The organism is Burkholderia sp. Bp8991, assembly GCF_003853795.1.
Taxonomy (GTDB): domain Bacteria; phylum Pseudomonadota; class Gammaproteobacteria; order Burkholderiales; family Burkholderiaceae; genus Burkholderia.
The window spans coordinates 71,539-95,527 of sequence record NZ_QTQJ01000004.1 but is presented as its reverse complement, the minus strand read 5'-3'; the positions used below and the strand labels follow the sequence as shown (position 1 = coordinate 95,527).

The following is a 23,989-nucleotide window of genomic DNA, read 5'->3' as shown; positions in this document are numbered from 1 at the left end:
CCCGAGCGTCGCCCGTCGGCATCGGCCGCGGCGTCGCTCGGGCCGGCGCCCGCGCGTCTCACTGCTCGCGCGGCGGCCTCAATCGCTCCAGCAACGCCCCCAGCAGATCCACCGGCAGCGGAAACACGATCGTCGAATTCTTGTCCGCCGCGATCGTCGTCAGCGTCTGCAGGTAGCGCAGCTGCATCGCCTGCGGCTGCAGCGCGAGCCGCTGCGCGGCCTGCAGCAGCTTCTCCGACGCCTGCAGTTCGCCTTCCGCATGGATCACCTTCGCGCGCCGCTCGCGTTCGGCCTCGGCCTGCCGCGCGATCGCGCGGATCATCGTCTCGTTCAGGTCGACGTGCTTGATCTCGACCGTCGACACCTTGATGCCCCACGCATCGGTCTGCGCGTCGAGCGTCTTCTGGATGTCGGCATTCAGCTGCTCGCGTTCGGCGAGCAACGCGTCGAGCTCGTGCTTGCCGAGCACCGCGCGCAGCGTCGTCTGCGCGAGCTGGCTCGTCGCCTCGAAGAAGCGCGCGACCTGGATCACGGCCTTCTCCGGATCGACGACGCGGAAATACACGACCGCATTGACCTTCACCGACACGTTGTCGCGCGTGATCACGTCCTGCGCGGGCACGTCGAACACGACGGTGCGCAGGTCGATCCGCACGACCTGCTGGACGATCGGGATGATCAGCACGAGCCCCGGCCCCTTCACCTTCCAGAACCGGCCGAGCATGAAGACGACGCCGCGCTCGTACTCGCGGAAGATGCGGATCGACGATGCGACGAGCACCACGATGAAGACGATCAGGACGCTGCTGAAGCCAAACGTGTAGCCCATCATGACGGTGCTCCCTGGTGTTGTTGTTCGTGTGCCGGCACGTCGTAGAGCGGCGCGACGGTGAGCGTCAGCCCGTGGCGGCCGGTCACGCGCACGCGGCAACCGGCGGCCAGCGGCGTGCTGCTCGCGACGCGCCAGCGCTCGCCGTGCACGCGCGCCCAGCCCGCCGCCGACGGTGCGGCGCCGGCCGCGCCCTGCGGCTGGTCGGCGTGCAGGCCGTCGTCGAGCACTTCGCCGATGCTGCCGACCATCGCCTCGGCGCCCGTCACCACCGGCCGCCGCCGCGCGCGCAGCGCGACGCTCGATACGACGGCGACGAGCAGCCCGCCACCGGCCGCGAGGCCCACGATCACCGGCCACGGAATGCCGTAGCCGGGCACGTCGGTATCGATCAGCATCAGCGCGCCGATCGTGAAGGCGACGATCCCGCCGAAACCGAGCACGCCGAAGGTCGGCAGGAACGCCTCGGCGACGAGGCAGCCGAGCCCGAGCAGCACGAGCCCGAGGCCCGCATAGCTGACCGGCAGCAACTGCATCGCGAACAGCCCGATCAGCAGGCAGATGGTGCCGGCGACGCCCGGCAGCACGAAGCCGGGATTCGCGAACTCGAAGAACAGCCCGTAGATGCCGATCGTCAGCAGGATCAGCGCGACGTTCGGATCGGTGATGATCGACAGGAAGCGGCTGCGCCAGTCGGGCGCCAGCACGACGAGCGGCGCATGCGCGGTCGCGAGGTGCAGCGTGCCGGCGGTCGTCGTCACGGTGCGGCCGTCGAGCTGGCGCGCGAGGTCGGCCGGGTCCTGCGCGACCAGGTCGACGACATGCTGCGCGCGCGCCTCCGTTGCCGACAGGCTCAACGCCTCGCGCACCGCGCGCTCGGCCCACTCGGCATTGCGTCCGCGCAACTGCGCGAGGCCGCGGATGTACGCGGCGGCATCCTGGGTCGCCTTGCGGATCTCGGTCGACTGCGTGTCGTTCGGCAACTCGGCCGGTGTCGCGGATGCGCCGGACGCGCCCGATGCGCCGGCCGGCGACGGCTTCGTCGCACCTGGCGCCCCAGGCGCTCCCGGCGCGCCGCCGCCGATGCCGAACTGCACCGGCGATGCCGCGCCGAGATTGGTGCCGGGCGCCATCGCGGCAATGTGGCTCGCGTAGACGATATAGGTACCGGCGCTCGCGGCCCGTGCGCCACCCGGCGCGACGAACGCGGCGACCGGCACCGGCGAGCCGAGGATCGCCTTGATGATCAGCCGCATCGACGTGTCGAGCCCGCCGGGCGTATCGAGTTGCAGGATCGCGAGCGGCGCGTGCTCGCGCGCCGCGCGGCCGAGCGAGCGGACGATGAAGTCGGCGCTGGCCGGCCCGATCGCGCCGTTGACCGGAATCACGACGACCGGCGGCGCGGCGACGGGTGCGGCGACGGGCTGGGTAGCGGGGGGCGGCGCGGCAACCGCCGCGCACACGACGAGCAGCGCCGCGAACAGCGCGGCGCGCGCGACCCGCGCGGACAGCGGGTGACGGGGGCGGGCGCCGGGCGATGCAGGTGCCGGCGGCGGCCCATGACGGTGAATGTGCATCGGGGCGTCCGGGCGGCGCGCGGCCGCACGCCGTCCGGCTCGCGGAAAGGGCGTTGGCCCGATATTTGAAGATTAGGCGGTTTCGGCGGAAAGCGCGAAGGCGGTGCCGCCGGCCGCGCACTCAGCCGGCGCCGCCGCCCCGCGCGAGCGCTTCTTCCCGGTACTCGGCCGGGCTGCGCCCGCTCCATTTGCGAAACGCGCGGTAGAACGCGCTCGGTTCCGCGAAACCGGCGGCGGCCGCGACGTCGGCGATGGTTCGCGCCGGATCGGCCAGCGCCTCGAACGCGAGGTCGCGCCGCAGCGTGTCCTTGATCGACTGGTACGCGTGGCCTTCCTGGTGCAGCTTGCGGCGCAGCGTCGCCTCGGCCACGTGCAGCCGCGCGGCCATCCCGCCGGCGCCGGGCCACGCGGCGGGCGGCATCCCGCGCAGCACCGTGCGCACGCGCTGCGCGAGCGCGTTCGGGTTGCGGTACTTGACGATGAAGCTGGCCGGCGCGTTGCGCAGGAAGGTCTTCAGCGTCTTCGCGTTCTGCACGACCGGCAGCGTCGCGAATTCGGGATCGAAATCGACATACGAATCGGGCTGGTTGAAGCGCATGTCGTCGCACAGCATCGACGGGTATTCGTGGTCGGCCGGCGGCGTGTCGCAGCGGAAGCTCGCGTGCAGCACCGGGATGCGGCGTCCGATCAGCCAGCAGGTGAGCCCGTACACGATGATGAAATAGGTCGCGTACGTAAACATCGCGGGCGCCGCGGCGCTGTTGCGGTGCACGAAGCGCAGCCGCACGCGCTGCGGGTTCGCGTCGAGCTCCGCGTGCAGGTCGTCGAGCACGCAGTGCATGAAATTCACCGCGCGCGCCATCGCGTGCAGCCCGTCCTGCGCGGATAGCGCGGCCTGGCTCATCGCAATGAAGCTGCCGCTGCGCATCGGGTGGCGATCCTGCCCGAAAAACTCGTCGTCGAGCGCGCGCGCAATCGCGTTCCACAGCGCGCCGTATTGCTGCGCCGACACCCGCGCGCGCGGCTGCGCGAGCAGCGCGGGCGCGATGCCGGCCTGCGCGAGCAGCGGCTCGGCCGCGACGCCGCGCCGGGTGGCGAGCGCGACGCTATAGGCGACGAGGCTGATCGCGACGGTTCCCTTCTCTTCCTGCTTCATCGAAGCCGCCGGTATGGCAAAAACGCTCAGTGTAAATGAGCGGCGCGAGCATCGAACAGTCGCGCGCGCTTGCCTACACTTGTTGCATCGAAACGAAAGGTCGGTCGCGGCACGCGGCCGCGGGAGACAGCAGCGCCATGGACGAGCTTTACACCGAAGACCAGCGGATGATCCGCGACGCCGCGCGCGCTTTTGCCACCGAGGTGCTGGCGCCGAACGCCGCGCAGTGGGACCACGACGCGCACCTGCCCGACGCCGTCGTCGCGCAGCTCGGCGAACTTGGCCTGCTCGGGATGATCGTGCCGCAGGAACTGGGCGGCGCGTATACGGATTACGTCGCCTATGCGCTGGCGATGGAAGAGATCGCGGCGGGCGACGCCGCTTGCGCGACGATGATGAGCGTGCACAACTCGGTCGGCTGCGGGCCGATCCTCGGCTTCGGCACGCCCGCGCAGAAGGATCGCTGGCTGGCCGAGATGGCGGCGGGCCGCATCATCGGCGCATTCTGCCTGACCGAGCCGCAGGCCGGCTCGGAGGCGCACAACCTGCGCACGCGGGCGGAGCTGCGCGACGGCAAGTGGGTGCTGAACGGCGCGAAGCAGTTCGTGACCAACGGCCAGCGCGCCGGCGTAGCGATCGTTTTTGCCATGACCGATCCGGAAGCCGGCAAGCGCGGCATTTCCGCGTTCCTGGTGCCGACCGACACGCCGGGCTTCATCGTCGGCAAGCCGGAGAAGAAAATGGGCATCCGCGCGTCCGACACGTGCCCGATCACGTTCGAGAACTGCGCGATTCCGGAAGAGAACCTGCTCGGCAATCGCGGCGAAGGGCTGAAGATCGCGCTGTCGAACCTGGAAGGCGGGCGCATCGGCATCGCCGCGCAGGCGCTCGGCATCGCGCGTGCCGCATTCGACAAGGCGCGCCGCTATGCGGGCGAGCGCGTGCAGTTCGGCAAGCCGCTCGCCGAGCACCAGGCGATCCAGCAGAAGCTCGCCGACATGGCCACCCAGATCAACGCGGCGCGCCTGCTCGTGCATCACGCGGCGAAGCTGCGCACGGCCGGGCTGCCGTGTCTGTCGGAAGCATCGCAGGCGAAGCTGTTCGCGTCCGAGATGGCCGAGCGCGTGTGCTCGGACGCGATCCAGATCCACGGCGGCTACGGCTACCTCGTCGATTACGAAGTCGAGCGTCACTATCGCGACGCGCGCATCACGCAGATTTACGAAGGCACCAGCGAAGTGCAGCGCATGGTGATCGCGCGACAGCTTTGAGTCGCGACGCGCGCTCCATCGACAACCACGCAAACAACCAGACAGGCAGGCAAACAGGCAGGGCACGAGGGCAGCGCGGCAAACGCGGCACGCAACGACGTGACCGTGCGCCGCGCGACACGGAACCGGGCATGCGCTGCAGCGCTTGCCCGGTTGACCGCTGGGCATGGAGACTCGCCAGGGCATGGGACGTGAGTAAGCGCTAAAGCGCTAACTCACGTCGACAGGAGACAGGAGACGACACGATGACGGTACAGGCATTCCTGGACGCACGCGACTTTCTGCTGCGCCATCGCACCGACTACGAAACCGCTTACCGCGATTTCGAATGGCCGGTGCTCGATGCGTTCAACTGGGCGCTCGACTACTTCGACCCGATGGCGCGCGGCAACGACAAGCCCGCGCTGTGGATCGTCGACGCGGCCACCGGCACGGGCGACCCGTATTCGTTCGCGCAGATGTCCGAGCGCTCGTCGCGGATCGCGAACTGGCTGCGCGGCATCGGCGTCGTGCGCGGCGACCGGATCCTGCTGATGCTGCCGAACCGTGTCGAGCTGTGGGACGCGATGCTCGCCGCGATGAAGCTCGGCGCGATCGTGCTGCCCGCGACCACGCAGCTGTCGTCCGACGACGTGCGCGATCGCGTGCAGATCGGCGGCGCGAAATACGCGATCGTCGACGAAAACGAAACCGCGAAGTTCGAACAGGCCGATCTCGGCCTCAAGCAGAAGATCGTCGCCGGCGCGCCGCGCGCGGGCTGGCTCGCGATGAACGACGGCTACGCGGCGAGCGCCGCGTTCGAGCCGGACGCCGTCACGCACGCGAGCGATCCGATGCTGCTGTACTTCACGTCGGGCACGACGTCGAAGCCGAAGCTCGTCGAGCACACGCATCGCACCTATCCGGTCGGGCACCTGTCGACGATGTACTGGGTCGGCCTGCAGCCGGGCGACATCCACTGGAACATCAGCTCGCCGGGCTGGGCGAAGCATGCATGGAGCTGCTTCTTCGCGCCGTGGAATGCGCAGGCGTGCGTGTTCGCGTTCAACTACGCGCGCTTCGAGCCGAAGGTCGTGCTCGATGCGCTCGTCAAATACCAGGTGACCACGCTGTGCGCGCCGCCGACCGTGTGGCGCATGCTCGTGCAGCAGCCGCTCGCGTCGTTCGACGTGAAGCTGCGCGAGATCGTCGGCGCGGGCGAGCCGCTCAATCCCGAGATCATCGAGCGCGTGAAGAAGGCGTGGGGCATCACGATTCGCGACGGCTACGGCCAGACCGAGACGACCTGCCTGATCGGCAACACGCCGGGCCAGCCGGTCGTCGCGGGCTCGATGGGGCGGCCGCTGCCCGGCTACCGGATCGCGCTGCTCGACCCGGACGGCGCGCCGCTGACCGAAGGCGAGGTCGCGCTGCCGATCGGCGCCGGCGTGACGCGCCCGGTCGGCCTGATGACCGGCTATGCGAACAATCCCGACGCGACTGCCCACGCGATGCGCGACGGCCATTACCGCACGTCGGACATCGCGATGCGCGGCGACGACGGCTACTACGTGTACATCGGCCGCGCGGACGACGTGTTCAAGTCGTCCGACTACCGGCTGAGCCCGTTCGAACTGGAAAGCGTGCTGATCGAGCATCCGGCGATCGCGGAAGCGGCCGTCGTGCCGAGCCCGGACCCGCTGCGGCTGTCGGTGCCGAAGACGTTCATCACGCTGCGCCAGGGCTACGAGGAAAGCCCCGCGCTCGCGCTGGAGATCTTCCGCTTCTCGCGCGAGAAGCTCGCGCCGTACAAGCGCATTCGCCGCCTGCAGTTCGCGGAGCTGCCGAAGACCATCTCGGGGAAGATCCGCCGCGTCGAGCTGCGCCGCCGCGAGATCGAGCGCGGCGACGATGCGGCCATGCGGATGCCCGGCGAATACTGGGAAGAAGATTTCGCCGCCGAACTGAAATGACCGGCCGCGGGCCGCGCGCGCCGCGTTTTGCCGTGCGTCGCCCGCCACCGGACTGAACCGAACCGGCCGCGCGTGGCATCACGCCATGCGGCCCACTGCAAGGAGAGTGCACTGATGAACGCGAATCCGACGCCCCGCACGGGGCAAGACGTGCCGACGGTCAAGCTGCTGATCGACGGCGCCTTCGTCGAGTCCACCACGAGCGAGTGGCGCGACATCGTCAACCCGGCGACGCAGCAGGTCCTCGCGCGCGTGCCGTTCGCGACCGTCGCCGAAGTCGACGCGGCCGTGCAGGCCGCGCATGCCGCGTTTGCGACGTGGAAGAACACGCCGATCGCCGCGCGCATGCGCATCATGCTGAAGTTCCAGGATCTGGTGCGCGCGAACCTGCAGCGCATCGCGAAGACGCTGACGGCCGAGCAGGGCAAGACGCTGCCCGATGCCGAAGGCGACATCTTCCGCGGCCTCGAAGTGGTCGAGCATGCGTGCTCGATCGGCACGCTGCAACTCGGCGAATTCGCGGAGAACGTCGCGGGCGGCGTCGACACCTACACGCTGCGCCAGCCGCTCGGCGTGTGCGCGGGCATCACGCCGTTCAACTTCCCCGCGATGATTCCGCTGTGGATGTTCCCGATGGCGATCGTGTGCGGCAACACGTTCGTGCTGAAGCCGTCCGAGCAGGATCCGATGTCGACGATGCAGCTCGTCGAACTCGCGATCGAGGCCGGCGTGCCGAAGGGCGTGCTGAACGTCGTGCACGGCGGCAAGGAAGTCGTCGACGCGATCTGCACGCATCCGCTCGTGAAGGCGATCTCGTTCGTCGGCTCGACGGCGGTCGGCACGCACGTGTACAACCTCGGCAGCCAGCATGGCAAGCGCGTGCAGTCGATGATGGGCGCGAAGAACCACGCGGTGGTGCTGCCCGATGCGAATCGCGAGCAGACCCTCAACGCGCTGGTCGGCGCGGGCTTCGGCGCGGCCGGGCAGCGCTGCATGGCGACGTCGGTCGCGGTGCTGGTCGGCGAGGCGCGCGACTGGCTGCCCGATCTCGTCGCGAAGGCGAAGCTGCTGAAGGTGAACGCGGGCGCGGAAGCCGGCACCGACGTCGGCCCGGTCGTGTCGCGCGGAGCGAAGGCGCGCATCCTGTCGCTGATCGACGCGGGCGTGAAGGAAGGCGCGAAGCTCGAGCTCGACGGCCGCGACGTGAAGGTGGCCGGTTACGAGGAGGGCAATTTCGTCGGCCCGACGATCTTCTCCGGCGTAAAGACCGACATGTCGATCTACACGCACGAGATCTTCGGTCCGGTGCTGGTCGTGCTCGAAGCCAACACGCTCGACGAAGCGATCGCGCTCGTCAACGCCAACCCGATGGGCAACGGCGTGGGCATCTTCACGCAGAGCGGCGCGGCGGCACGCAAGTTCCAGAGCGAGATCGACGTCGGCCAGGTCGGCATCAACATCCCGATCCCGGTGCCGGTGCCGTTCTTCAGCTTCACCGGTTCGCGCGGTTCGAAGCTCGGCGATCTCGGCCCGTACGGCAAGCAGGTCGTGCAGTTCTACACGCAGACCAAGACGGTCACCGCGCGCTGGTTCGACGACGACGCGACGGCCGGCCCGGTGAACACGACGATCCGGCTGCATTGAGCCGCGGAGGACACGAACATGAAGATCGGTTTTATCGGACTGGGCCACATGGGGGCGCCGATGGCGCTGAACCTGTTGAAGGCCGGCCATGAAGTGCATGCGTTCGACCTGAGCGCCGACGCATTGCGCGCGCTGCAGGACGCCGGCGCGCAGGTCGCCGCATCGCCGCGCGACGCGGCATCGGGCGCGGCCTTCGTGATCACGATGCTGCCGGCCGCGCCGCACGTGCGCTCGGTGCTCGCCGGCGAGAACGGCGTGCTGGCCGGCCTCGGCGCCGGCGCGACCGTGATCGATTCGAGCACGATCGACCCGGCGAGCGCACAGGCGTTCGGCGCGCTCGTGCGCGAGCACGGCGGCGCGTTCGTCGACGCACCGGTGTCGGGCGGCACCGGCGGCGCGGCGGCCGGCACCTTGACCTTCATGGTCGGCGGCAGCGATGTGGATTTCGAGCGCGTGAAGCCGGTGCTCGCCGGGATGGGCAAGAACATCGTCCACTGCGGGCCGACGGGGATGGGGCAGGTCGCGAAGGTCTGCAACAACCTCGTGCTCGGCATCTCGATGGCGGCCGTGTCGGAGGCGATGTCGCTCGGCGTCGCACTCGGCATCGACCCGAAGGTGCTGGCCGGCATCGTCAACACGTCGACGGGCCGCTGCTGGAGCTCGGACACCTACAACCCGTATCCGGGCGTGATCGACACCGCGCCGTCGTCGCGCGGCTACAGCGGCGGCTTCGGCACCGACCTGATGCTGAAGGATCTCGGCCTCGCGAACGACGCCGCGAAGCAGGCGCGCCAGCCCGTCTATCTCGGTGCGCTCGCGCAGCAGCTGTACCAGACGATGAGCAGCCGCGGCGACGGGCAGCTCGATTTCTCGGCGGTGATCCGCCTGTACCAACCGGCCACCAAGAAGGACGCCTCATGATCGAACTGGACTACGTCGACGACGGCGCGATCGCGTGCGCGACGCTCAAGCGTCCGCCCGCCAACGCCTTCACCGCCGACGGGCTGCAGCAGCTGCAGGCCACCGTCGCCGAATTGAATGCGAACCCGCGCGTGCGCGCGCTGGTGATCACCGGCGACGGCCCGAAGTTCTTCAGCGCGGGCGCGGACCTGAACACGTTCGCCGACGGCGATCGCGCGGTCGCGCGCGCGATGGCCGCGCGTTTCGGCGCGGCATTCGAGGCGCTGCACGACGCGCGCGTCGTGACGATCGCGGCGATCAACGGCTATGCGATGGGCGGCGGCCTCGAATGCGCGCTCGCGTGCGACCTGCGGATCGCCGAGACGCACGCGCAGATGGCGCTGCCCGAGCCGTCGGTCGGCCTGCTGCCGTGCGGGCTCGGCACACAGACGCTGCCCTGGCTCGTCGGTGAAGGCTGGGCGAAGAAGATCATCCTGGCCGGCACGCGCGTCGACGCGGCGACGGCCCTCAGGATCGGCCTCGTCGAGGACGTGGTCGAAAGCGGCGCGGCCCGCGATGCGGCGCTGGCGCTCGCGCGCAACGTCGCACGGCAGAGCCCGCATGCGGTCGCCTACAGCAAGGAGCTGATCGGCCTCGCGCGCCGCGGCGTGCCGCGCGGCGCGGCGCTCGCGGTCGAGCGCGAGCGCTTCGTCGACCTGTTCGACACGAACGATCCGCGCGAGGGCGTGGCCGCGTTTCTCGGCAAGCGCGCGCCGCAATGGCACACCGACGGGGAGCCGCAACGATGAGCACGCCGGTGACGACTCATGACAGCTTCGCGCAACCCGCGCCGGAGGTGCTGTTTCGCGTGGTGAACCGCGTGGCGCTCATTACGCTGAACCGGCCGGCCGCACTCAATGCGTTGTCCTATTCGATGATCGGCGAGCTGACGGCGCTGCTCGAACGTTGCCGCACCGACGACCAGATCGTCGCGGTCGTGTTGCGCGGAGCGGGCGAGAAGGGCTTCTGCGCGGGCGGCGACGTGCGAGCGCTGCACCGAATGGTCGCGCAGCGCGAGACCTGGCTGCCGTTCTTCGTCGACGAATACCGGCTCGACTACGCGATCCACACGTTCCCGAAGCCGGTGGTCGCGCTGATGGACGGCGTGACGATGGGCGGCGGAATGGGGCTCGCGCAAGGCGCGGCGCTGCGCGTCGCGACCGAGCGCAGCAAGATCGCGATGCCCGAGACGCGCATCGGCCTCGTGCCCGACGTCGGCGCGACGCATTTCCTGTCGCGCATGCCGGTCGAGCTCGAGCTGTACGTGGGGCTGACGGGCGCGATGCTGTCGGGTGCCGACGCGCTGAGCGCGAAGCTCGCGGATCTGTGCGTGCCGTCGGCGTGGCTCGATACGTTCGAGACGCGCATCGACAGCATCAAATGGGACGGCGACGTGCTGCCGGCGCTGCGCAAGGTGTTCGAGCCGCCGTGCAACGTCGTGCCGCATGCGGCGCTCGATACGCAGACGGCGTGGATCGTCCGGCACTTCGACAAGCGCTCGACCGTCGAGCGGATCGTCGCGACGCTCACGCAGGAGCTCGCGCGCGACGAGCTGTCGCGCGAGCATCGTCAATGGCTGCAGGCGACGCTCGATGCACTCGCCGGCCATTCGCCGACGATGCTGTGCGTGACGCGCGAAGCGCTGCTGCGCGGCCGCCAGATGACGCTCGCCGAATCGTTCCGGATGGAGCTCGGCATCGTCGCGCGCGCGATCGAGGAGGGCGACTTCTGCGAAGGCGTGCGCGCGCATCTCGTCGACAAGGATCGCAAGCCGCGCTGGGCGCCGGCGTCGCTCGTCGAGCTGCGCGCCGAGCGCGTGCGGCATTTCCTGACGTCGCCGTGGAAACTGTTCGCGCATCCGCTCGCCGATCTCGGCGCGGCGTGAGCGCCGCGTGACGGCCCGGCGCGCCCGTGCGGCGCGTCGGTTTCAACCGGTTTTCTTGAGGCTCGCGGGCTCCGGCCGCTCGATCATCGGCGGCACCGCCTGCACGAGCGCGTCGATCACGCAGCGCGTCTTGCGCGGCAGGTAGCGCGTTTTCGGCCAGATCGCGTGAATGTCGCCTTCGCATACGAAGCAGCGATCGAGCACGACGACCATCTCGCCGCGCTTCACGTAATGATCGAGCAGCCAGCTCGGCAGCCACGCGATCCCGAACCCCGATGCGCCGGCCGCCGCGATCGCCTGCACGTCGTCGAAGCTGAGCTGGTGCGGCATGTCGATGCGCACCGTCGAGCCGTCCGGCGCGCGCAGGTCCCACGGCTGCGCGACGCCCGAGCGTGAGTACGCGATCGTCCGGTGGTTCCTCAGATCGTCGAGCGATTGCGGCATCCCGTAGCGCGCGAGATACGACGGCGCGGCGCCGAGGCTCCCGTATTGCGTGCCCAGCCGCCGCACCGCGAGGCTCGTGCTGTCCGCCAGCGAACCGATCCGCACCGCGAGGTCGATGCCTTCCTCGACCAGGTCGACGAAGCGGTCGGTGATCGACACGTCGATCCGCAGGTGCGGATAGGTGCGCGCGAGATCGAGCACGATGGGCGTCACGCAGTGATGCCCGAACGCGAGCGGCACGCTCAGCCGCAGCTTGCCGCGCGCTTCGTTGCGGCCGCAATCGAGATCGGCTTCGGCCGCTTCCAGCTCCGCCAGCGCGCGCACGCAGCGGTCGTAGTACGCCTGGCCGTCGTCGGTCAGGCTCTGGCTGCGCGTCGTGCGCTGCAGCAGCCGCGCGCCGAGCCGCTTCTCGAGCCGCGCGATCGCCTTGCCGACCGCCGAGCGCGTCATGTCGAGCCGTTCCGCGGCGAGCGCGAAGCTGCCGGATTCCACCACCTGGACGAAGGTCGTTACGCCGTCGAGTTTGTCGGTCATGGCGGGGTGTGCTGGGGTTGCCCTGATTGCGTCCTGTGATTCCCGAGTCCGGGGAAATGGACGCATCAATGGGGAGGGAAATTCTCACTATAGTACCGATTCCCGCGCAGCGTGCGTTTCCGGCCGCACGCGGCGCATCCTTCTCACCTGGAGGCGCACGGCCTGTCGAGGGCCGTCGCGCAATACGCATGACCCTATCCGACTCCCGCAGGAATGCGGTCGCGCTGGCGGCCGTCTGTCTCACGTCGCTGATGTTCGGCCTCGAGATCTCGAGCGTGCCGGTGATCCTGCCGACGCTCGAACGCGTGCTGCACGGCGACTTCAACGGCATGCAGTGGATCATGAACGCGTACACGATCGCGTGCACGACGGTGCTGATGGCGGCCGGCACGCTCGCCGACCGGTTCGGCCGCAAGCGCGTGTACGTGATCGGCACCGTGCTGTTCGGCGCGACCTCGCTGCTGTGCGGGCTCGCGCCGAACGTGCCGGTGCTGGTCGCGGGCCGGCTGCTGCAGGGCGCGAGCGGCGGCGCGATGCTGATCTGCCAGATCGCGGTGCTGTCGCATCAGTTCCGCGAAGGGCGCGAGCGTGGCCGCGCGTTCGGGATCTGGGGCATCGTGTTCGGGATCGGCCTCGGCTTCGGGCCGATCGTCGGCGGCGCGATCGTCGCGGCGGCGAGCTGGCCGTGGGTGTTTCTCGTGCATGCGCCGCTCGCGGCCGTCGCGCTCGTGCTGATTTGCGGCGCGGTGCAGGAGTCGCGCGATCCGCATGCGGGCACGCTCGACGTCGCGGGCATCGTCACGCTGTCGCTCGCGGTGCTCGGTCTCGCGTTCTATATCACGCAGAGCGCGGAGCTGGGGCTCATGAGTGCGGCCGGCGTCGGCGTGCTCGGCGCGACCGTGCTCGCGCTGGCCGGCTTCTTCGTCGCGGAGCGTACGAGCGCGCGGCCGATGTTCGACTTCTCCGTGTTCCGGCTTCGCGCGTTCACCGGTGCGATCTTCGGCTCGATGGGGATGAACTTCAGCTTCTGGCCGTTCATGATCTACCTGCCGATCTGGTTCCAGGTCGCGCTCGGCTACGACAGCGTGACGGCCGGCCTCGCGCTGCTCGCGTACACGCTGCCGACGCTGGTCGCGCCGCCGTTCGGCGAGCGGCTCGCGCTGCGCTACGGGCCAGGCGTCGTGATTCCGGGCGGCCTGTTTACGATCGCGGCCGGCTTCGCGCTGATGCGGATCGGCAGCGGCGTCGAGCACGCGAGCTGGCTCACGATGCTGCCCGGCTGCGTGATCGCCGGCATCGGGCTCGGGCTCACCAACACGCCGGTCACGAACACGACGACGGGCGCGGTGCCGAGTTCGCGGGCCGGGATGGCGTCGGGCATCGACATGAGCGCGCGGATGATCTCGCTCGCGCTGAACATCGCGACGATGGGCTTCGTGCTGGTCGCGGGGATCGTCGCGAGCCTGAAGGCCGGCGTCGCGGGAGCGGTCGATGTGGAGGCGCTGCGCGCGCTGGCGCAGCAGATCGCGTCGGGCCGCACCGACGGGCTGCAGGCGATCGCGCCGGCGCTCGCCAAGGCCGACCCGAACGGTGCGGCGCTGCACGCGGCGCTCGTGCACGGCTTCGGCTGGGTGATGGTGTACGGCGCGGCCGGCGTGGCCGTGCTCGCGACGGCAAGCGCGGTGGCGTTCGCGCCGGCGCGGCGGGGGGTGACGGTGTGTGAATGACGCGTGCGCCGCGCGTCGGGTGACGCGTCGTTGCCGTGACGCGGCAACGAGCGCCATCATCGGCCGGTCGTGTTCCTCGCCGCGCGTGGGCATCGCGCCGATTCCCGTCCGTTCAGGTGCGTGCGCATCTTGTGCGATTGCCGCACGCGGTGTGGTGCGCGGCTGGTTCCGCGCGCTTACGCGCCGTCGCCGCGTGTGTCGATCCTGCGTTGCGTGTCCGCGTCGACGATCGCACGGATCGCGTTGAACAGCGGTGCCGCGTCGGTGTAGCGCCGGCCGTAGCCGAGATTGAACGCGTAGTCGAAGTCCGGCGGATTGCTGCCCTGGTTGTGCTGCAGGATCGTCTCGAGCTTGTCGAGTGCCTTCGCGGCGCGCGCTTCCGGTGATGCCGCCGCCTCGTATTCGTCCCACAGTGCGACGATCTCGTCGCGCAGCGCGCGATCGAGCCCGGCCGTCAGCGTCAGCAGGTCGTCGCGTTCGTGCGTGCTCTTGTCCGGATGCGCGGCCTGCTCGATCGCGGGGATGTCGCCGTGCAGCGCTTCGCCGAGATCGTGGACGACGCACAGTTTCAGCAGCTTCGTCGTGTCGACGTCGGGCAGCGCGTCGGCGAACACGAGCGCCATCAGGCACAGCCGCCAGCTGTGCTCGGCCGTGCTTTCGGCGCGCCCGCTGGACGTGTGGCCGCTGCGCAGCACGTCTTTCAGGCGTTCGGCTTCGCGCAGGAAATCGAGCCGCGCGTGGATCGTGTCGAGGTTCATGGCTGGTGGGAATGCTTGGATCGTGCCGTCAAGCGTACGCCGTGCGGCCGCGCTGCGTCCACGCATGAAATATGCGCGCCGCGCTCGTACCCCGCGACCGCCGCGCGTGCTATAGCGTTTCGACGAGGCGCGCGGCGGAGCCGTCCGACAGCGTCATCCGCGTCCATCGGCAGGTGCTGCCGCGGATCGGCACGACGCGCGACGCATTGGCGCCGGTTGCGAATTCGACGCTCGGCGGCCCCGCGTGATCGTGCCAGCCGAGCGGTTCGAGCGCGGCTTCCATGCGGACGATCTCCGGCGACGCATAGCGCCACAGCGACGTGCCGAGCAGCGTCGGCAGCGGCCGCGAGAACTCGGCCGCGCGCGACGGCGAGCACGCGAGCAGCCGGTGCGTGAGGTCGCACACGAGATGCATGCGCGCCGCGCTGCTCGCGATCAGCCGCGCGAGCGCGTGGTCGCCCGCCGAATCGAGACGCGCGGCAAGCAGCCGCTCGGCCGTCGCGCGCTCGTCCGGTGACATCTGCTGGATGCCGGCTTCCCAGCGCGAGATCGTCGATTGGGCGACGCCGAACAACTCGGCAGCGTGGCTCTGCTTCACGCGATGCAGCGTGCGCCAACGCTTGAGTTGCGGGCCGAGCGGCGGGGTGTGAAGCGGTGAGGCGGGCATGTTCGTATTCCGTTCGGGATGCGGGCCGCGCAGGCGCCGCGTTGCGCAATGGATGAATGGGGCCGTCATTTCCGGGATGCCTGGATTACGACGAACCCGATCGGAACGCGCGTCGTCCGCCAAGGGTGGGTGTGCCGTCGGCGGTGATCGGTGTGCGCTGCATCGTGAGATCCAGACCTGCGATCGCCATCGTGACATGCCGAGCTTAGATCGTGTACGGCTGGTCGAGCAACGGTGCGGCCATCCCGGACGGTACGTCGAAACCCTCGGCGGAATAGCAGCCGCAACTCCGCCAATCGCGCCGTCTCTATCGACACGCCGGGCGTCCGGCTCCGCCGGCAATGTTTTCGCCAGGCTTTCAACCGGCTCCGCCATATCTTATTATTCGGCGAAAGCGGAGCGCGCCGGCCGTCATTGGACATGTCGACGCATGACGCGCCGGTCAGCATTGCCACCGTCCGACTTCCGCATCGCACGATGCACGATCGGCACGACCGGAGGCGCGTGATCTGCGCGTATCCCGAAAAAATCAATACGAGGGCGCCATGGTACGACTGGTATTGCTGCTGCTGGGCATCGAATATCTGCGAACGCGCTGGCGTGGACTGACCGTGCTGGGCTGGCTGTGGGTCGTCGCGGGCGTCGGCATCTTCGTCGATGCACTAGACGGCGCGCTGCATTTTCCGATCGAACTGTTCGCGTGGCTGTTCCTGATCGAGGGGCTTGCGACGCTCGCGGTGGCCGGCAGCGGCGTCGGCGGGCAACGCATCCTGCGCTACGTGAAGGGCATCGCGGTCGTGGTGGCCGCCGCACTCGTGTTCGCGGGCCATCATCACGGACACTTCCTGCTGTCGATGATCTTCGGCACGCTGTTCCTCGTCGACGGGCTGCTGCAGTGCACGTCCGCGTGGATGGTGCGTTACCGGCGCTGGCACGTCGCATTCGCGTGGGGCGTCGTCGAGATCCTGCTCGCGATCTTCTTCTACCAGCCGTATCCGACTCACTATGTGGGCACCGTGCCGTACTGCCTCGGCCTGCTGCTGATGTTCGGCGGCATGCACATGCTGAGCCTCGCCGCGCGCGTGCGGCGGCTGACGCGCAACCCCGCGTTCGTCACGTCGCCGGCGCCGGCGATCGTCCCCGACATCGACACGGCTGCCGACCTCCCGCGCTTCACGCAATCCGAATGGGACGGGCCGCCGGCCGACCACGAGCACGCGCTGACCGTGCACGTGTGGACGCCGACCGGCACGTCGAAGGCCGAGGCGCAGCGCTATCCGGTGATCGACCGCTACATCGCGGCGGTGGACGTCAACGGGGTTATCTCCACCGGCCATGCGGCGCTGGAGTCGCCCGAGGGCATCTACATCAGCCTGTATCCGGCCGTCGAGATCGATCGTTCTCCCGATGAATTCACACGGATCCTGCGCGCGACGCGCGAGAACGACGTACCCGGGCCGTTCCAGCCCGACTATGCGACCGAGTCGAAGGCGTGGTGTCCGTCGACCGTGCGCGTGCGGATCCGCAACTACGATCCGGCGAAGCTGGCCGCGTTCTGGTCGTCGTATCGGCAGACGGTCACGTACAACCTCACGCACCGCAACTGTTCGAGCACCGTGTCGAACGCGCTCGAAGCGGCGCTCGACGGCGCGGTGTGGCGGCTCAAGGGCACGCGGGCCGGGTGGGGCGCATTCGTGCGGCTGCTGCTCACGCCCGAGCTGTGGGTCGCCGCGCAGATCCGCAAGCGCGCGGTGACGATGGCCTGGACGCCCGGGCTCACGCTCGACTATGCGCGCGCGCTCAGCATGCTCGCCGATCCGCGTCCGTTCGCGTGGTGGAAGGTCGCGCGCTCGGCCGTGCAGGCGATCATCGCGTCGCGCCGCGCGTGGCGCGAGCAGGACAGCGCGGCGATGTCGTCCGGCGGATCGGAGGCCGCGTCGGTGAAATGATCGCGTGGCGCCGGACGAGGGCCGGCGCGTGAGCATCGGCGTGTGACAGATTCTCGCGCTCGAAGGCGCGGATTCGGCCGCGCGTGCGCGCATGCAGCTTGGCAGCAGCGAGCCGTGAGCAGGGGCATGCTGTCCGCGAGTTCGATGCTTTGCCCGTTCCGATCGCGACGCGATAGGGCCTGCCCGGCCGGCAGGCCGTCATCGTGGGGATGCTCCGTTGCAGGGCGAGCCGGCGTCTCCGGCGGAGAAGGGCGCGTATTGGTACCGGTGCCGGCGCTGACAAGGGTGGCGTTCGACTACGAATTCCTTCGTCCACCTTCATATTGATGCCACGTTGCGCGAGCAACAATCGCGGGCAGACATTCGACAACCTTGTGGCGCATCCCGCGACCGCAAGCCTTTTCCGAGGAAACGCCATGCTCAAGACGCTCGCCCGCGCCGCGGCCGCAATCGCCGTCGCATCCGCCTCGCTGCACGCCGTCGCGCAGACCAGCTACGACTACCTGCTGCTCGCTGCTTCGTGGGAACCCGGCTTCTGCGCGTCGCACGACACGCCGGAGTGTACGAACCTCGCCGGCACGTACGCGGCGACGAGCCTGTCGCTGCATGGTCTCTGGCCGAACCGGTACGACGGCAACCAGCCGTTCTACTGCGGCGTGCCGCAGAGCGACGTCGATCTCGACAACGCGCACCAGTGGTGCAGCATGGATGCGTATCCGGTCAGCACCGCGACCCGCAGCACGCTGTCGACCTACATGCCGGGCGTGGCGTCGTGCCTCGACAAGCACGAATGGTTCAAGCACGGCACCTGCTCGAACTCGGCGTCGCCGGATGCGTACTGGAACCAGGCGGCCGGCATGATCAGCCGGCTCGGCAACACGTCGTTCAACGCGTTCCTGCAGGCCAACGCGGGCAAGACGGTGACGCGCAACCAGCTGCTGTCCGCGTTCGAAGGCGCGTTCGGCAGCAATACGCGCAGCGCGGTGTCGCTGAAGTGCACGAAGACCAATGGTGTCAGCTATTTCACGGAAGCGTGGATCGCGGTCAAGACGAACGCGACCACGCAGTTTCCGAGCGCGGCCTCGCTCGTGACGGACGGGAATACGCAGGGGACGTGCCCGACGTCGGGCGTGTATATCGCGAAGTAACGCGCGAAGTCGCGCACGGCGTGATGCGCGAGGCGCCGTCCGGAAGCGTTCCGGCCGGCGTGGCGCGGATATCGTGCGCCTAAGCGAGCAGCCGCAGCGCGTCCGCGAGCGACAGCACCGTCGTGCGCGTCTCGAACGCCGTCGCGAACAGATGCTCGTGCACGACTTCATCCGGGTCGTAGCAGCAGTCCTTCACCGTATACAGCCGGAAATCCGCGTCGCTGGCGTGTGCGACCGACGACAGCACGACGCCGGTCGACGCAATCCCGACCAGGATCAGCGTATCGATACCCCGCGCGATGAGCCGCGCCTGCAGGTCGGTGCGAAAGAACACGCTCGCGCGATGCGCGATAGTCAGCGGCTCGCTGTCTAGCCGGCCGAGCTCCGGGCACGGGCCGTCGTCGACGAACAGGCCGAGTTGCTTGATCCCTTGCCCGTTCTTGTTGCGGGGGCTGACTTCCGGATAGCCGGGGCTGAAGCGGAGATTCGCGAAGCAGACGTGGACACCGCTCGCCCGGGCTGCATCGCACAGCTTGCGCGTATTGACGAGCAGGGTGGGGGCGACTGACGGAAAGAGGCCGAGGATGTCGGTCTGGTAGTGCATCACGATCAGCGCGGTTTGTGCCGGAACGATCGAGGGTATCGGCGCGTGCGTGCTGCCTTTCGCGCCTGCATGGCGAGTCGTCGCGAGATCTGAAGCGTGTTCCGGTTGCATGACTGATGCTCTCCCATGAGTCACTTCGGTGTTTTCAGAAAATCGGCCGCTCCGTATACGTCGTCAACCATTCCGGCGCGAGCGTGTTGGAACTCCGGCAATATAAACCGACATTTCATCTTGGTGCAGACCGGCCGAGCTGGCGAGTGCGGTACCGCCCTGGACGACCGGGTTCGGTCAGCTCTGGACATCGGGTCGGCGATACTGAAATGCCGGCAATCTGGCAAACTTCGCGAAACACCGACATTTGGAGAACGGTGGTGTCCATCAATGTACGCGGCACGGAAGGCTACGCGGAGCATGCACATTCGCTCATCGAGCAATGGCAAGACATCTCGTTCGAGGAACATCATCGGCCCATCCTGCATCTCGTTCCCGCGCTCCCGTCTTGCATTCTCGATGTTGGAGCCGGTATCGGAACCGATGCGGCTGCATTCGCGGCGATGGGGCATTCGGTCGTAGCCGTCGAACCGGTGGATGCGTTACGCGTTGCGGGAATCAGGCGGCATTCGTCTCTTCGGATCGAATGGCTGGACGATAGCCTGCCAGATCTCGCGATTTTGCGTACGAGGCGAAAGGAATTTGACTTCGTGATGCTGTCGGCCGTCTGGATGCACCTTGATGAAGACGAACGTCGTCGGGCGATGCCGCACGTCAGCGCTCTCCTGTGCGACGGCGCGGTGCTGGTCGTGTCCTTGCGTTACGGGCCGGTTCCGGAAGGACGACGGATGTTCGACGTCTCGGCGGAAGAAACCATCCAGCTCGCACGTGCTCATGGCTTGCGCAATGTGCTGAATGTCCAGACCGAATCCGTGCAGTGTGGAAACCGGCGTGCGGGTGTGACGTGGAGCCGATTGGCATTCGTCAAAGGCGGCACGCGGGGTTAGATTCGGTCGAAGGTCGGGCCCGGGATGCTTCGGTAAGCGCGCGTATGGAGCGATCAGCGCCGGTTCTCGAAGAGAGCGGTGGCAGTAAGGGGTTGGTCTCTGCCTGATATGTGCGACTGCTGCAGAGACGCACGCGCTATCAAGATCCAACCTCGACGCTGAGGATTGCCCGACGACGTTCTGTCAAAATATCCGCCCAATCCTTCTGATCGATCGCGGAATGGAACTCAGACAACTACGCTATTTTCTCAGTGTCGTCGAACACGGAAGCATGGGCAAGGCAGCGCTGGAACTCGGCGTGGTGACCTCGGCATTGAGTCAGCAGATCAGCCGTCTCGAAGGCGAACTGTCCACGCGCTTGCTGCAACGCACCTCGGCGGGCGTCGTTCCGACCGACGCAGGTCTGGCGTTCTGGCGTCAGGCGCAACTCGCGCTGCGTCATATCGACGATGCCGCGCTTGCCGCACGCTCGGCCCGTCTGTCGGGCCATGTCAGCGTCGGCATGGCGCCGAGCACGGCGAGCGTGCTGGGTGTTGCATTCATGCAGGCCATGCGCTCGCGCTATCCCGATGTACGGTTGCACATGGTCGAAAGTCTCTCCGGCTATCTTGCGTCCATGTTGAGCGCGCGTCAGATCGATCTCGCCGTGCTGTTCCGTGAGGAGTCCGCGCAACGCTGGAGCGTGCTGCCGCTGCTGGACGAGCGGCTGTTCCTGATCGGCGCGGGCGATCTCGATGGCATGCCGACGAGCGCATCCGTCCGGCTGAAAAATCTTGGCAGGCTTCCGCTGATTCTCCCCAGCGGCACGCACGGGCTGCGTTCGCTGCTGTTATCGGCGTTCAGGCGTGCCGAGTACGAGCCGAACATCGTCGCCGAAGTCGACGGCCTTGCGCTCCTGATGGACTTCGTCCGCACCGGCATCGGCGCGACGATACAACCGGGCGCGGCGCTCGCCAGGCCCGAGAACGTGATACTGACGAGCGTGCCCGTCGCTGAAAAATACGCCACGCGGCCCAACATGCTCGCCAGCATCTCCGATGACGAACTGTCTCCCGCCGGTCTCGCTGCGCGCGTGGTGCTCGCCGATGTCGCCCGTCGACTGGTGCAGGAAGGCCGCTGGCCCGGTGCGCGGCTGCGGGAACCTCAGCCTTCACAAAAAGTGAAGACCCGTTGACGGCTGGCTGGTAGCGACGCGGGCACGAGACCTTTACGATTTGTCCAAAAGGAGGCAAGTCTGATGGTCGATGTGCTCGTAATCGGAGGAGGCAATGCCGCGCTGTGTGCCGCATTGATGGCGCGCGAAGCGGGCGCCTCGGTCCTGCTTCTCGAATCCGCGCCGCGCGAATGGCGCGGCGGCAACTCGCAACACACGCGCAATCTGCGCTGCATGCACGATGCGCCGCAAGACGTCCTCGTCGACGCCTATCCGGAAGAGGAATTCTGGCAGGACCTGTTGAAAGTCACCGGTGGCATCACGAACGAGCATCTCGCGCGGCTGACGATCCGCGCGTCGTCGTCGTGCCGGCCGTGGATGCAGAAGCATGGGGTGCGCTTCCAGCCGCCGCTGTCCGGTGCGCTGCACGTGGCACGCACCAACGCGTTCTTCATGGGCGGCGGCAAGGCGCTCGTCAACGCGTATTACCGCAGCGCCGAAGCGCTCGGCGTCGATATCCGCTATGAAACGCCCGTTGATTCGCTTGAACTCGACGGCAGTCTCTTCATCGCGGCGCGCAGCGGCAGCCAGCGCTTCGAGGCGCGCGCTTGCGTGCTGGCGGCAGGCGGTTTTGAATCGAATCGCGAATGGCTGCGCGAAGCGTGGGGGCAAAACGAGCGCGGCGAATGGCCCGCCGACAACTTCCTGATTCGCGGCACGCGCTTCAACAAGGGCGTGCTCATCAAGCATATGGCCGACGCTGGCGCGGACATGATTGGCGACCCGTCCCAGTCGCATTGCGTCGCCATCGATGCGCGCGCGCCGCTGTATGACGGCGGCATCTGCACACGCATCGACTGCGTGTCGCTGGGCGTCGTGGTGAATCGTGACGCCGAGCGCTTCTACGACGAAGGCGAGGATTTCTGGCCGAAGCGCTATGCAATCTGGGGACGGCTCGTTGCGCATCAGCCGGGGCAGATCGGCTATTCGATCATCGACTCGAAAGCAATCGGCCGCTTCATGCCGCCGGTGTTTCCGGGCGAACAGGCCGACACGCTGCCGGAACTTGCGCGCAAGCTCGGGCTGCCGGAAGCGCGCTTCATGGAAACGCTCACGCGCTACAACGATGCGTGCCGCGACGGCACCTTCGACCACACCGCACTCGACGACTGCCACACCGAAGGCCTCGCGCCGCCCAAGACACACTGGGCGCGCCGCATCGAGACACCGCCGTTCTACGGTTATGCGTTACGGCCAGGCATCACGTTCACGTATCTCGGACTCAAGACCAATGACCGCGCGCAGGTTCACTTCGGCGGCAAAGCCAGTGAAAACCTGTTCGTCGCCGGCGAAATGATGGCCGGCAACGTGCTCGGCAAGGGCTATACGGCGGGCGTCGGCATGTCGATCGGCACGGCCTTCGGGCGCATTGCCGGGACGCAGGCCGCACGCGCCGCGCTCAAGACAACGGAGGCAACCAGTGCAGCAGTCTGACCCGCTCGCGCCCGAACGCACGCGCACGGCGTGCTCGGTCGATACGAAAAAAACTCCACACGGCAGCACGGCGCGCGTGATCCCCATCGTGCAGATGAGCGCCGCCGAAACCGAAGTGGCACGGCAGATGCAGATCTGCAACGCCTGCCGCTATTGCGAAGGCTTCTGCGCCGTGTTCCCGGCCATGACGCGCCGCCTGGAATTCGGCAAGGCGGACGTCAACTATCTGGCGAATCTCTGCCACAACTGCGGCGCGTGCTATCACGCGTGCCAATACGCGCCGCCGCACGAATTCGGCGTGAACGTGCCGAAAGCGATGGCCGAAGTCCGGCTCGAAACCTACACCGAATACGCGTTTCCTGCGTCGTTCGGCGCGCTGTACAAGCGAAACGGCCTGACTTTGTCGGTTGCATTGGCGGCCGGAATCGCGCTGTTTCTGCTGCTCGGTACGGCATTGCGCGGCGGCTTGTCGGGCGATGTCGCGCCAGCGAACTTCTACGCGATCTTCCCGCACGGCCTGCTCGCGGCGATGTTCGGCATCGTTTTCCTGTTCGCCATTCTTGCGCTCGGTCTCGGCGTCACGCGCTTCTGGCGCGACGTGTCGGCAGGAACGGCGAGCGCGAGCGCGCCAGCCGTCGCGGAAGCGGCCAGGAACGCGCTGACGCTCAAGTACCTGGACGGCGGCCACGGCGACGGCTGCAACGAAGAGGACGATGCCTTCACGCTGGCGCGGCGTCGTTTCCATCACCTGACGTTCTACGGCTTCATGCTGTGCTTTGCGGCAACCGCGGTCGCGACGCTCTATCACTATGCATTCGGTCTGGAAGCGCCGTATCCGCTTCTGAGCGTGCCGGTGCTGATGGGAACGGCGGGCGGCATCGGACTGATTGCAGGGCCGGCGGGACTGCTGTGGCTGAACCTGAAACGCGTTCCGGAGCGGGGCGATGCCCGTCAGCGTCCGATGGATCGCGGCTTCATCGCACTCCTGCTTCTGACGAGCGCATCCGGTCTCGCGCTACTCGCGCTCCGCACGACCTCGGCGATGCCGTTGCTGCTCGCGATTCATCTCGGCATCGTGATGGCGCTGTTCGCCACGCTGCCTTACGGCAAGTTCGCGCACGGCATCTTCCGCTCGGCGGCATTGCTCAAATCGTCGATAGAGAAGCGGCAACGCAACACGCTGAGCCTCGGTTCGGATTAGCAAGTCACTAGGGTGCGCCTTGGGCGCCCATCACCATA

Annotated in this window: 20 protein-coding genes; 13 read left to right on the top strand and 7 right to left on the bottom strand. The window is 68.0% G+C overall.

All coding sequences use genetic code 11. The annotated features are described in order from the left end of the window. Nucleotides 1-58: 58 nt before the first annotated feature. The 3 genes from DIE02_RS05855 to DIE02_RS05845 form a co-directional block, all read right to left on the bottom strand. Nucleotides 59-832: a slipin family protein gene (locus DIE02_RS05855; RefSeq protein WP_124485280.1), complete on the bottom strand. Its 774-nt coding sequence runs from the start codon at nucleotides 830-832 to the stop codon at nucleotides 59-61. After that, nucleotides 829-2,406, bottom strand: coding sequence for a nodulation protein NfeD (locus tag DIE02_RS05850; RefSeq protein WP_124485281.1), 1,578 nt, complete (start codon nucleotides 2,404-2,406; stop codon nucleotides 829-831). The genes DIE02_RS05855 and DIE02_RS05850 overlap by 4 nt, the downstream gene beginning before the upstream one ends. A gap of 121 nt (nucleotides 2,407-2,527) precedes the next feature. Continuing rightward, nucleotides 2,528-3,562 carry an AraC family transcriptional regulator gene (locus DIE02_RS05845; RefSeq protein WP_124485282.1) on the bottom strand — a complete coding sequence of 345 codons (1,035 nt, stop codon included), beginning with the start codon at nucleotides 3,560-3,562 and terminating at the stop codon, nucleotides 2,528-2,530. A gap of 137 nt (nucleotides 3,563-3,699) precedes the next feature. On the opposite strand from DIE02_RS05845, the gene DIE02_RS05840 reads away from it, so the two are divergent. From DIE02_RS05840 to DIE02_RS05815, 6 genes are all read left to right on the top strand, one after another. Next, nucleotides 3,700-4,833 carry an acyl-CoA dehydrogenase family protein gene (locus DIE02_RS05840; protein WP_044846910.1) on the top strand — a complete coding sequence of 378 codons (1,134 nt, stop codon included), beginning with the start codon at nucleotides 3,700-3,702 and terminating at the stop codon, nucleotides 4,831-4,833. A gap of 245 nt (nucleotides 4,834-5,078) precedes the next feature. Continuing rightward, complete coding sequence (locus DIE02_RS05835; protein WP_124485283.1) at nucleotides 5,079-6,785, top strand: AMP-binding protein; 1,707 nt, start codon at nucleotides 5,079-5,081, stop codon at nucleotides 6,783-6,785. 114 nt (nucleotides 6,786-6,899) lie between these two features. Further along, nucleotides 6,900-8,429 (top strand): CoA-acylating methylmalonate-semialdehyde dehydrogenase, encoded by a 1,530-nt coding sequence (locus tag DIE02_RS05830; RefSeq protein WP_124485284.1) that lies wholly within the window; start codon nucleotides 6,900-6,902, stop codon nucleotides 8,427-8,429. 18 nt (nucleotides 8,430-8,447) lie between these two features. Then, complete coding sequence (gene mmsB, locus DIE02_RS05825; protein ID WP_124485285.1) at nucleotides 8,448-9,350, top strand: 3-hydroxyisobutyrate dehydrogenase; 903 nt, start codon at nucleotides 8,448-8,450, stop codon at nucleotides 9,348-9,350. Then, nucleotides 9,347-10,138 (top strand): enoyl-CoA hydratase, encoded by a 792-nt coding sequence (locus DIE02_RS05820; RefSeq protein WP_044846887.1) that lies wholly within the window; start codon nucleotides 9,347-9,349, stop codon nucleotides 10,136-10,138. The genes mmsB and DIE02_RS05820 overlap by 4 nt, the downstream gene beginning before the upstream one ends. Further along, nucleotides 10,135-11,274: an enoyl-CoA hydratase/isomerase family protein gene (locus DIE02_RS05815; protein WP_124485286.1), complete on the top strand. Its 1,140-nt coding sequence runs from the start codon at nucleotides 10,135-10,137 to the stop codon at nucleotides 11,272-11,274. Before DIE02_RS05820 ends, DIE02_RS05815 begins: the two co-directional genes overlap by 4 nt. 42 nt (nucleotides 11,275-11,316) lie before the next feature. Here the strand turns inward: DIE02_RS05815 and DIE02_RS05810 are convergent, their stop codons facing one another. After that, entirely contained in the window at nucleotides 11,317-12,252 is a 936-nt protein-coding gene (locus DIE02_RS05810) for a LysR family transcriptional regulator (protein ID WP_044846889.1), read from the bottom strand. 188 nt (nucleotides 12,253-12,440) lie between these two features. Here DIE02_RS05810 and DIE02_RS05805 point away from each other — a divergent pair, with 188 nt between their 5' ends. Then, on the top strand, nucleotides 12,441-13,979 hold the full coding sequence (locus DIE02_RS05805) for an MFS transporter (protein ID WP_124485287.1): 1,539 nt from the start codon (nucleotides 12,441-12,443) through the stop codon (nucleotides 13,977-13,979). Nucleotides 13,980-14,155: 176 nt separating this feature from the next. On the opposite strand, the gene DIE02_RS05800 is transcribed toward DIE02_RS05805, so the two are convergent. Both DIE02_RS05800 and DIE02_RS05795 read right to left on the bottom strand, forming a co-directional pair. Next, nucleotides 14,156-14,737 carry an HD domain-containing protein gene (locus DIE02_RS05800; protein ID WP_124485288.1) on the bottom strand — a complete coding sequence of 194 codons (582 nt, stop codon included), beginning with the start codon at nucleotides 14,735-14,737 and terminating at the stop codon, nucleotides 14,156-14,158. Nucleotides 14,738-14,846: 109 nt separating this feature from the next. Further along, entirely contained in the window at nucleotides 14,847-15,404 is a 558-nt protein-coding gene (locus DIE02_RS05795) for a helix-turn-helix transcriptional regulator (RefSeq protein ID WP_124485289.1), read from the bottom strand. A gap of 545 nt (nucleotides 15,405-15,949) precedes the next feature. On the opposite strand from DIE02_RS05795, the gene DIE02_RS05790 reads away from it, so the two are divergent. Both DIE02_RS05790 and DIE02_RS05785 read left to right on the top strand, forming a co-directional pair. Then, nucleotides 15,950-17,353: an HdeD family acid-resistance protein gene (locus DIE02_RS05790; RefSeq protein WP_124485290.1), complete on the top strand. Its 1,404-nt coding sequence runs from the start codon at nucleotides 15,950-15,952 to the stop codon at nucleotides 17,351-17,353. A 416-nt stretch (nucleotides 17,354-17,769) separates the two neighbouring features. Next, nucleotides 17,770-18,501: a ribonuclease T2 gene (locus tag DIE02_RS05785; protein WP_124485291.1), complete on the top strand. Its 732-nt coding sequence runs from the start codon at nucleotides 17,770-17,772 to the stop codon at nucleotides 18,499-18,501. Between the two features lie 79 nt (nucleotides 18,502-18,580). Here the strand turns inward: DIE02_RS05785 and DIE02_RS05780 are convergent, their stop codons facing one another. Then, nucleotides 18,581-19,216: an isochorismatase family cysteine hydrolase gene (locus tag DIE02_RS05780; RefSeq protein ID WP_124485292.1), complete on the bottom strand. Its 636-nt coding sequence runs from the start codon at nucleotides 19,214-19,216 to the stop codon at nucleotides 18,581-18,583. Between the two features lie 260 nt (nucleotides 19,217-19,476). Here DIE02_RS05780 and DIE02_RS05775 point away from each other — a divergent pair, with 260 nt between their 5' ends. The 4 genes from DIE02_RS05775 to tcuB all read left to right on the top strand — a co-directional run bounded on the left by DIE02_RS05775 (nucleotide 19,477) and on the right by tcuB (nucleotide 23,951). Next, complete coding sequence (locus DIE02_RS05775) at nucleotides 19,477-20,103, top strand: bifunctional 2-polyprenyl-6-hydroxyphenol methylase/3-demethylubiquinol 3-O-methyltransferase UbiG (RefSeq protein WP_185702592.1); 627 nt, start codon at nucleotides 19,477-19,479, stop codon at nucleotides 20,101-20,103. 220 nt (nucleotides 20,104-20,323) lie between these two features. After that, entirely contained in the window at nucleotides 20,324-21,277 is a 954-nt protein-coding gene (locus DIE02_RS05770; RefSeq protein ID WP_124485294.1) for a LysR family transcriptional regulator, read from the top strand. 63 nt (nucleotides 21,278-21,340) lie between these two features. Then, on the top strand, nucleotides 21,341-22,750 hold the full coding sequence (tcuA, locus tag DIE02_RS05765) for an FAD-dependent tricarballylate dehydrogenase TcuA (RefSeq protein WP_124528846.1): 1,410 nt from the start codon (nucleotides 21,341-21,343) through the stop codon (nucleotides 22,748-22,750). After that, complete coding sequence (gene tcuB / locus DIE02_RS05760; RefSeq protein ID WP_124485296.1) at nucleotides 22,737-23,951, top strand: tricarballylate utilization 4Fe-4S protein TcuB; 1,215 nt, start codon at nucleotides 22,737-22,739, stop codon at nucleotides 23,949-23,951. The genes tcuA and tcuB overlap by 14 nt, the downstream gene beginning before the upstream one ends. Nucleotides 23,952-23,989: the final 38 nt, after the last annotated feature.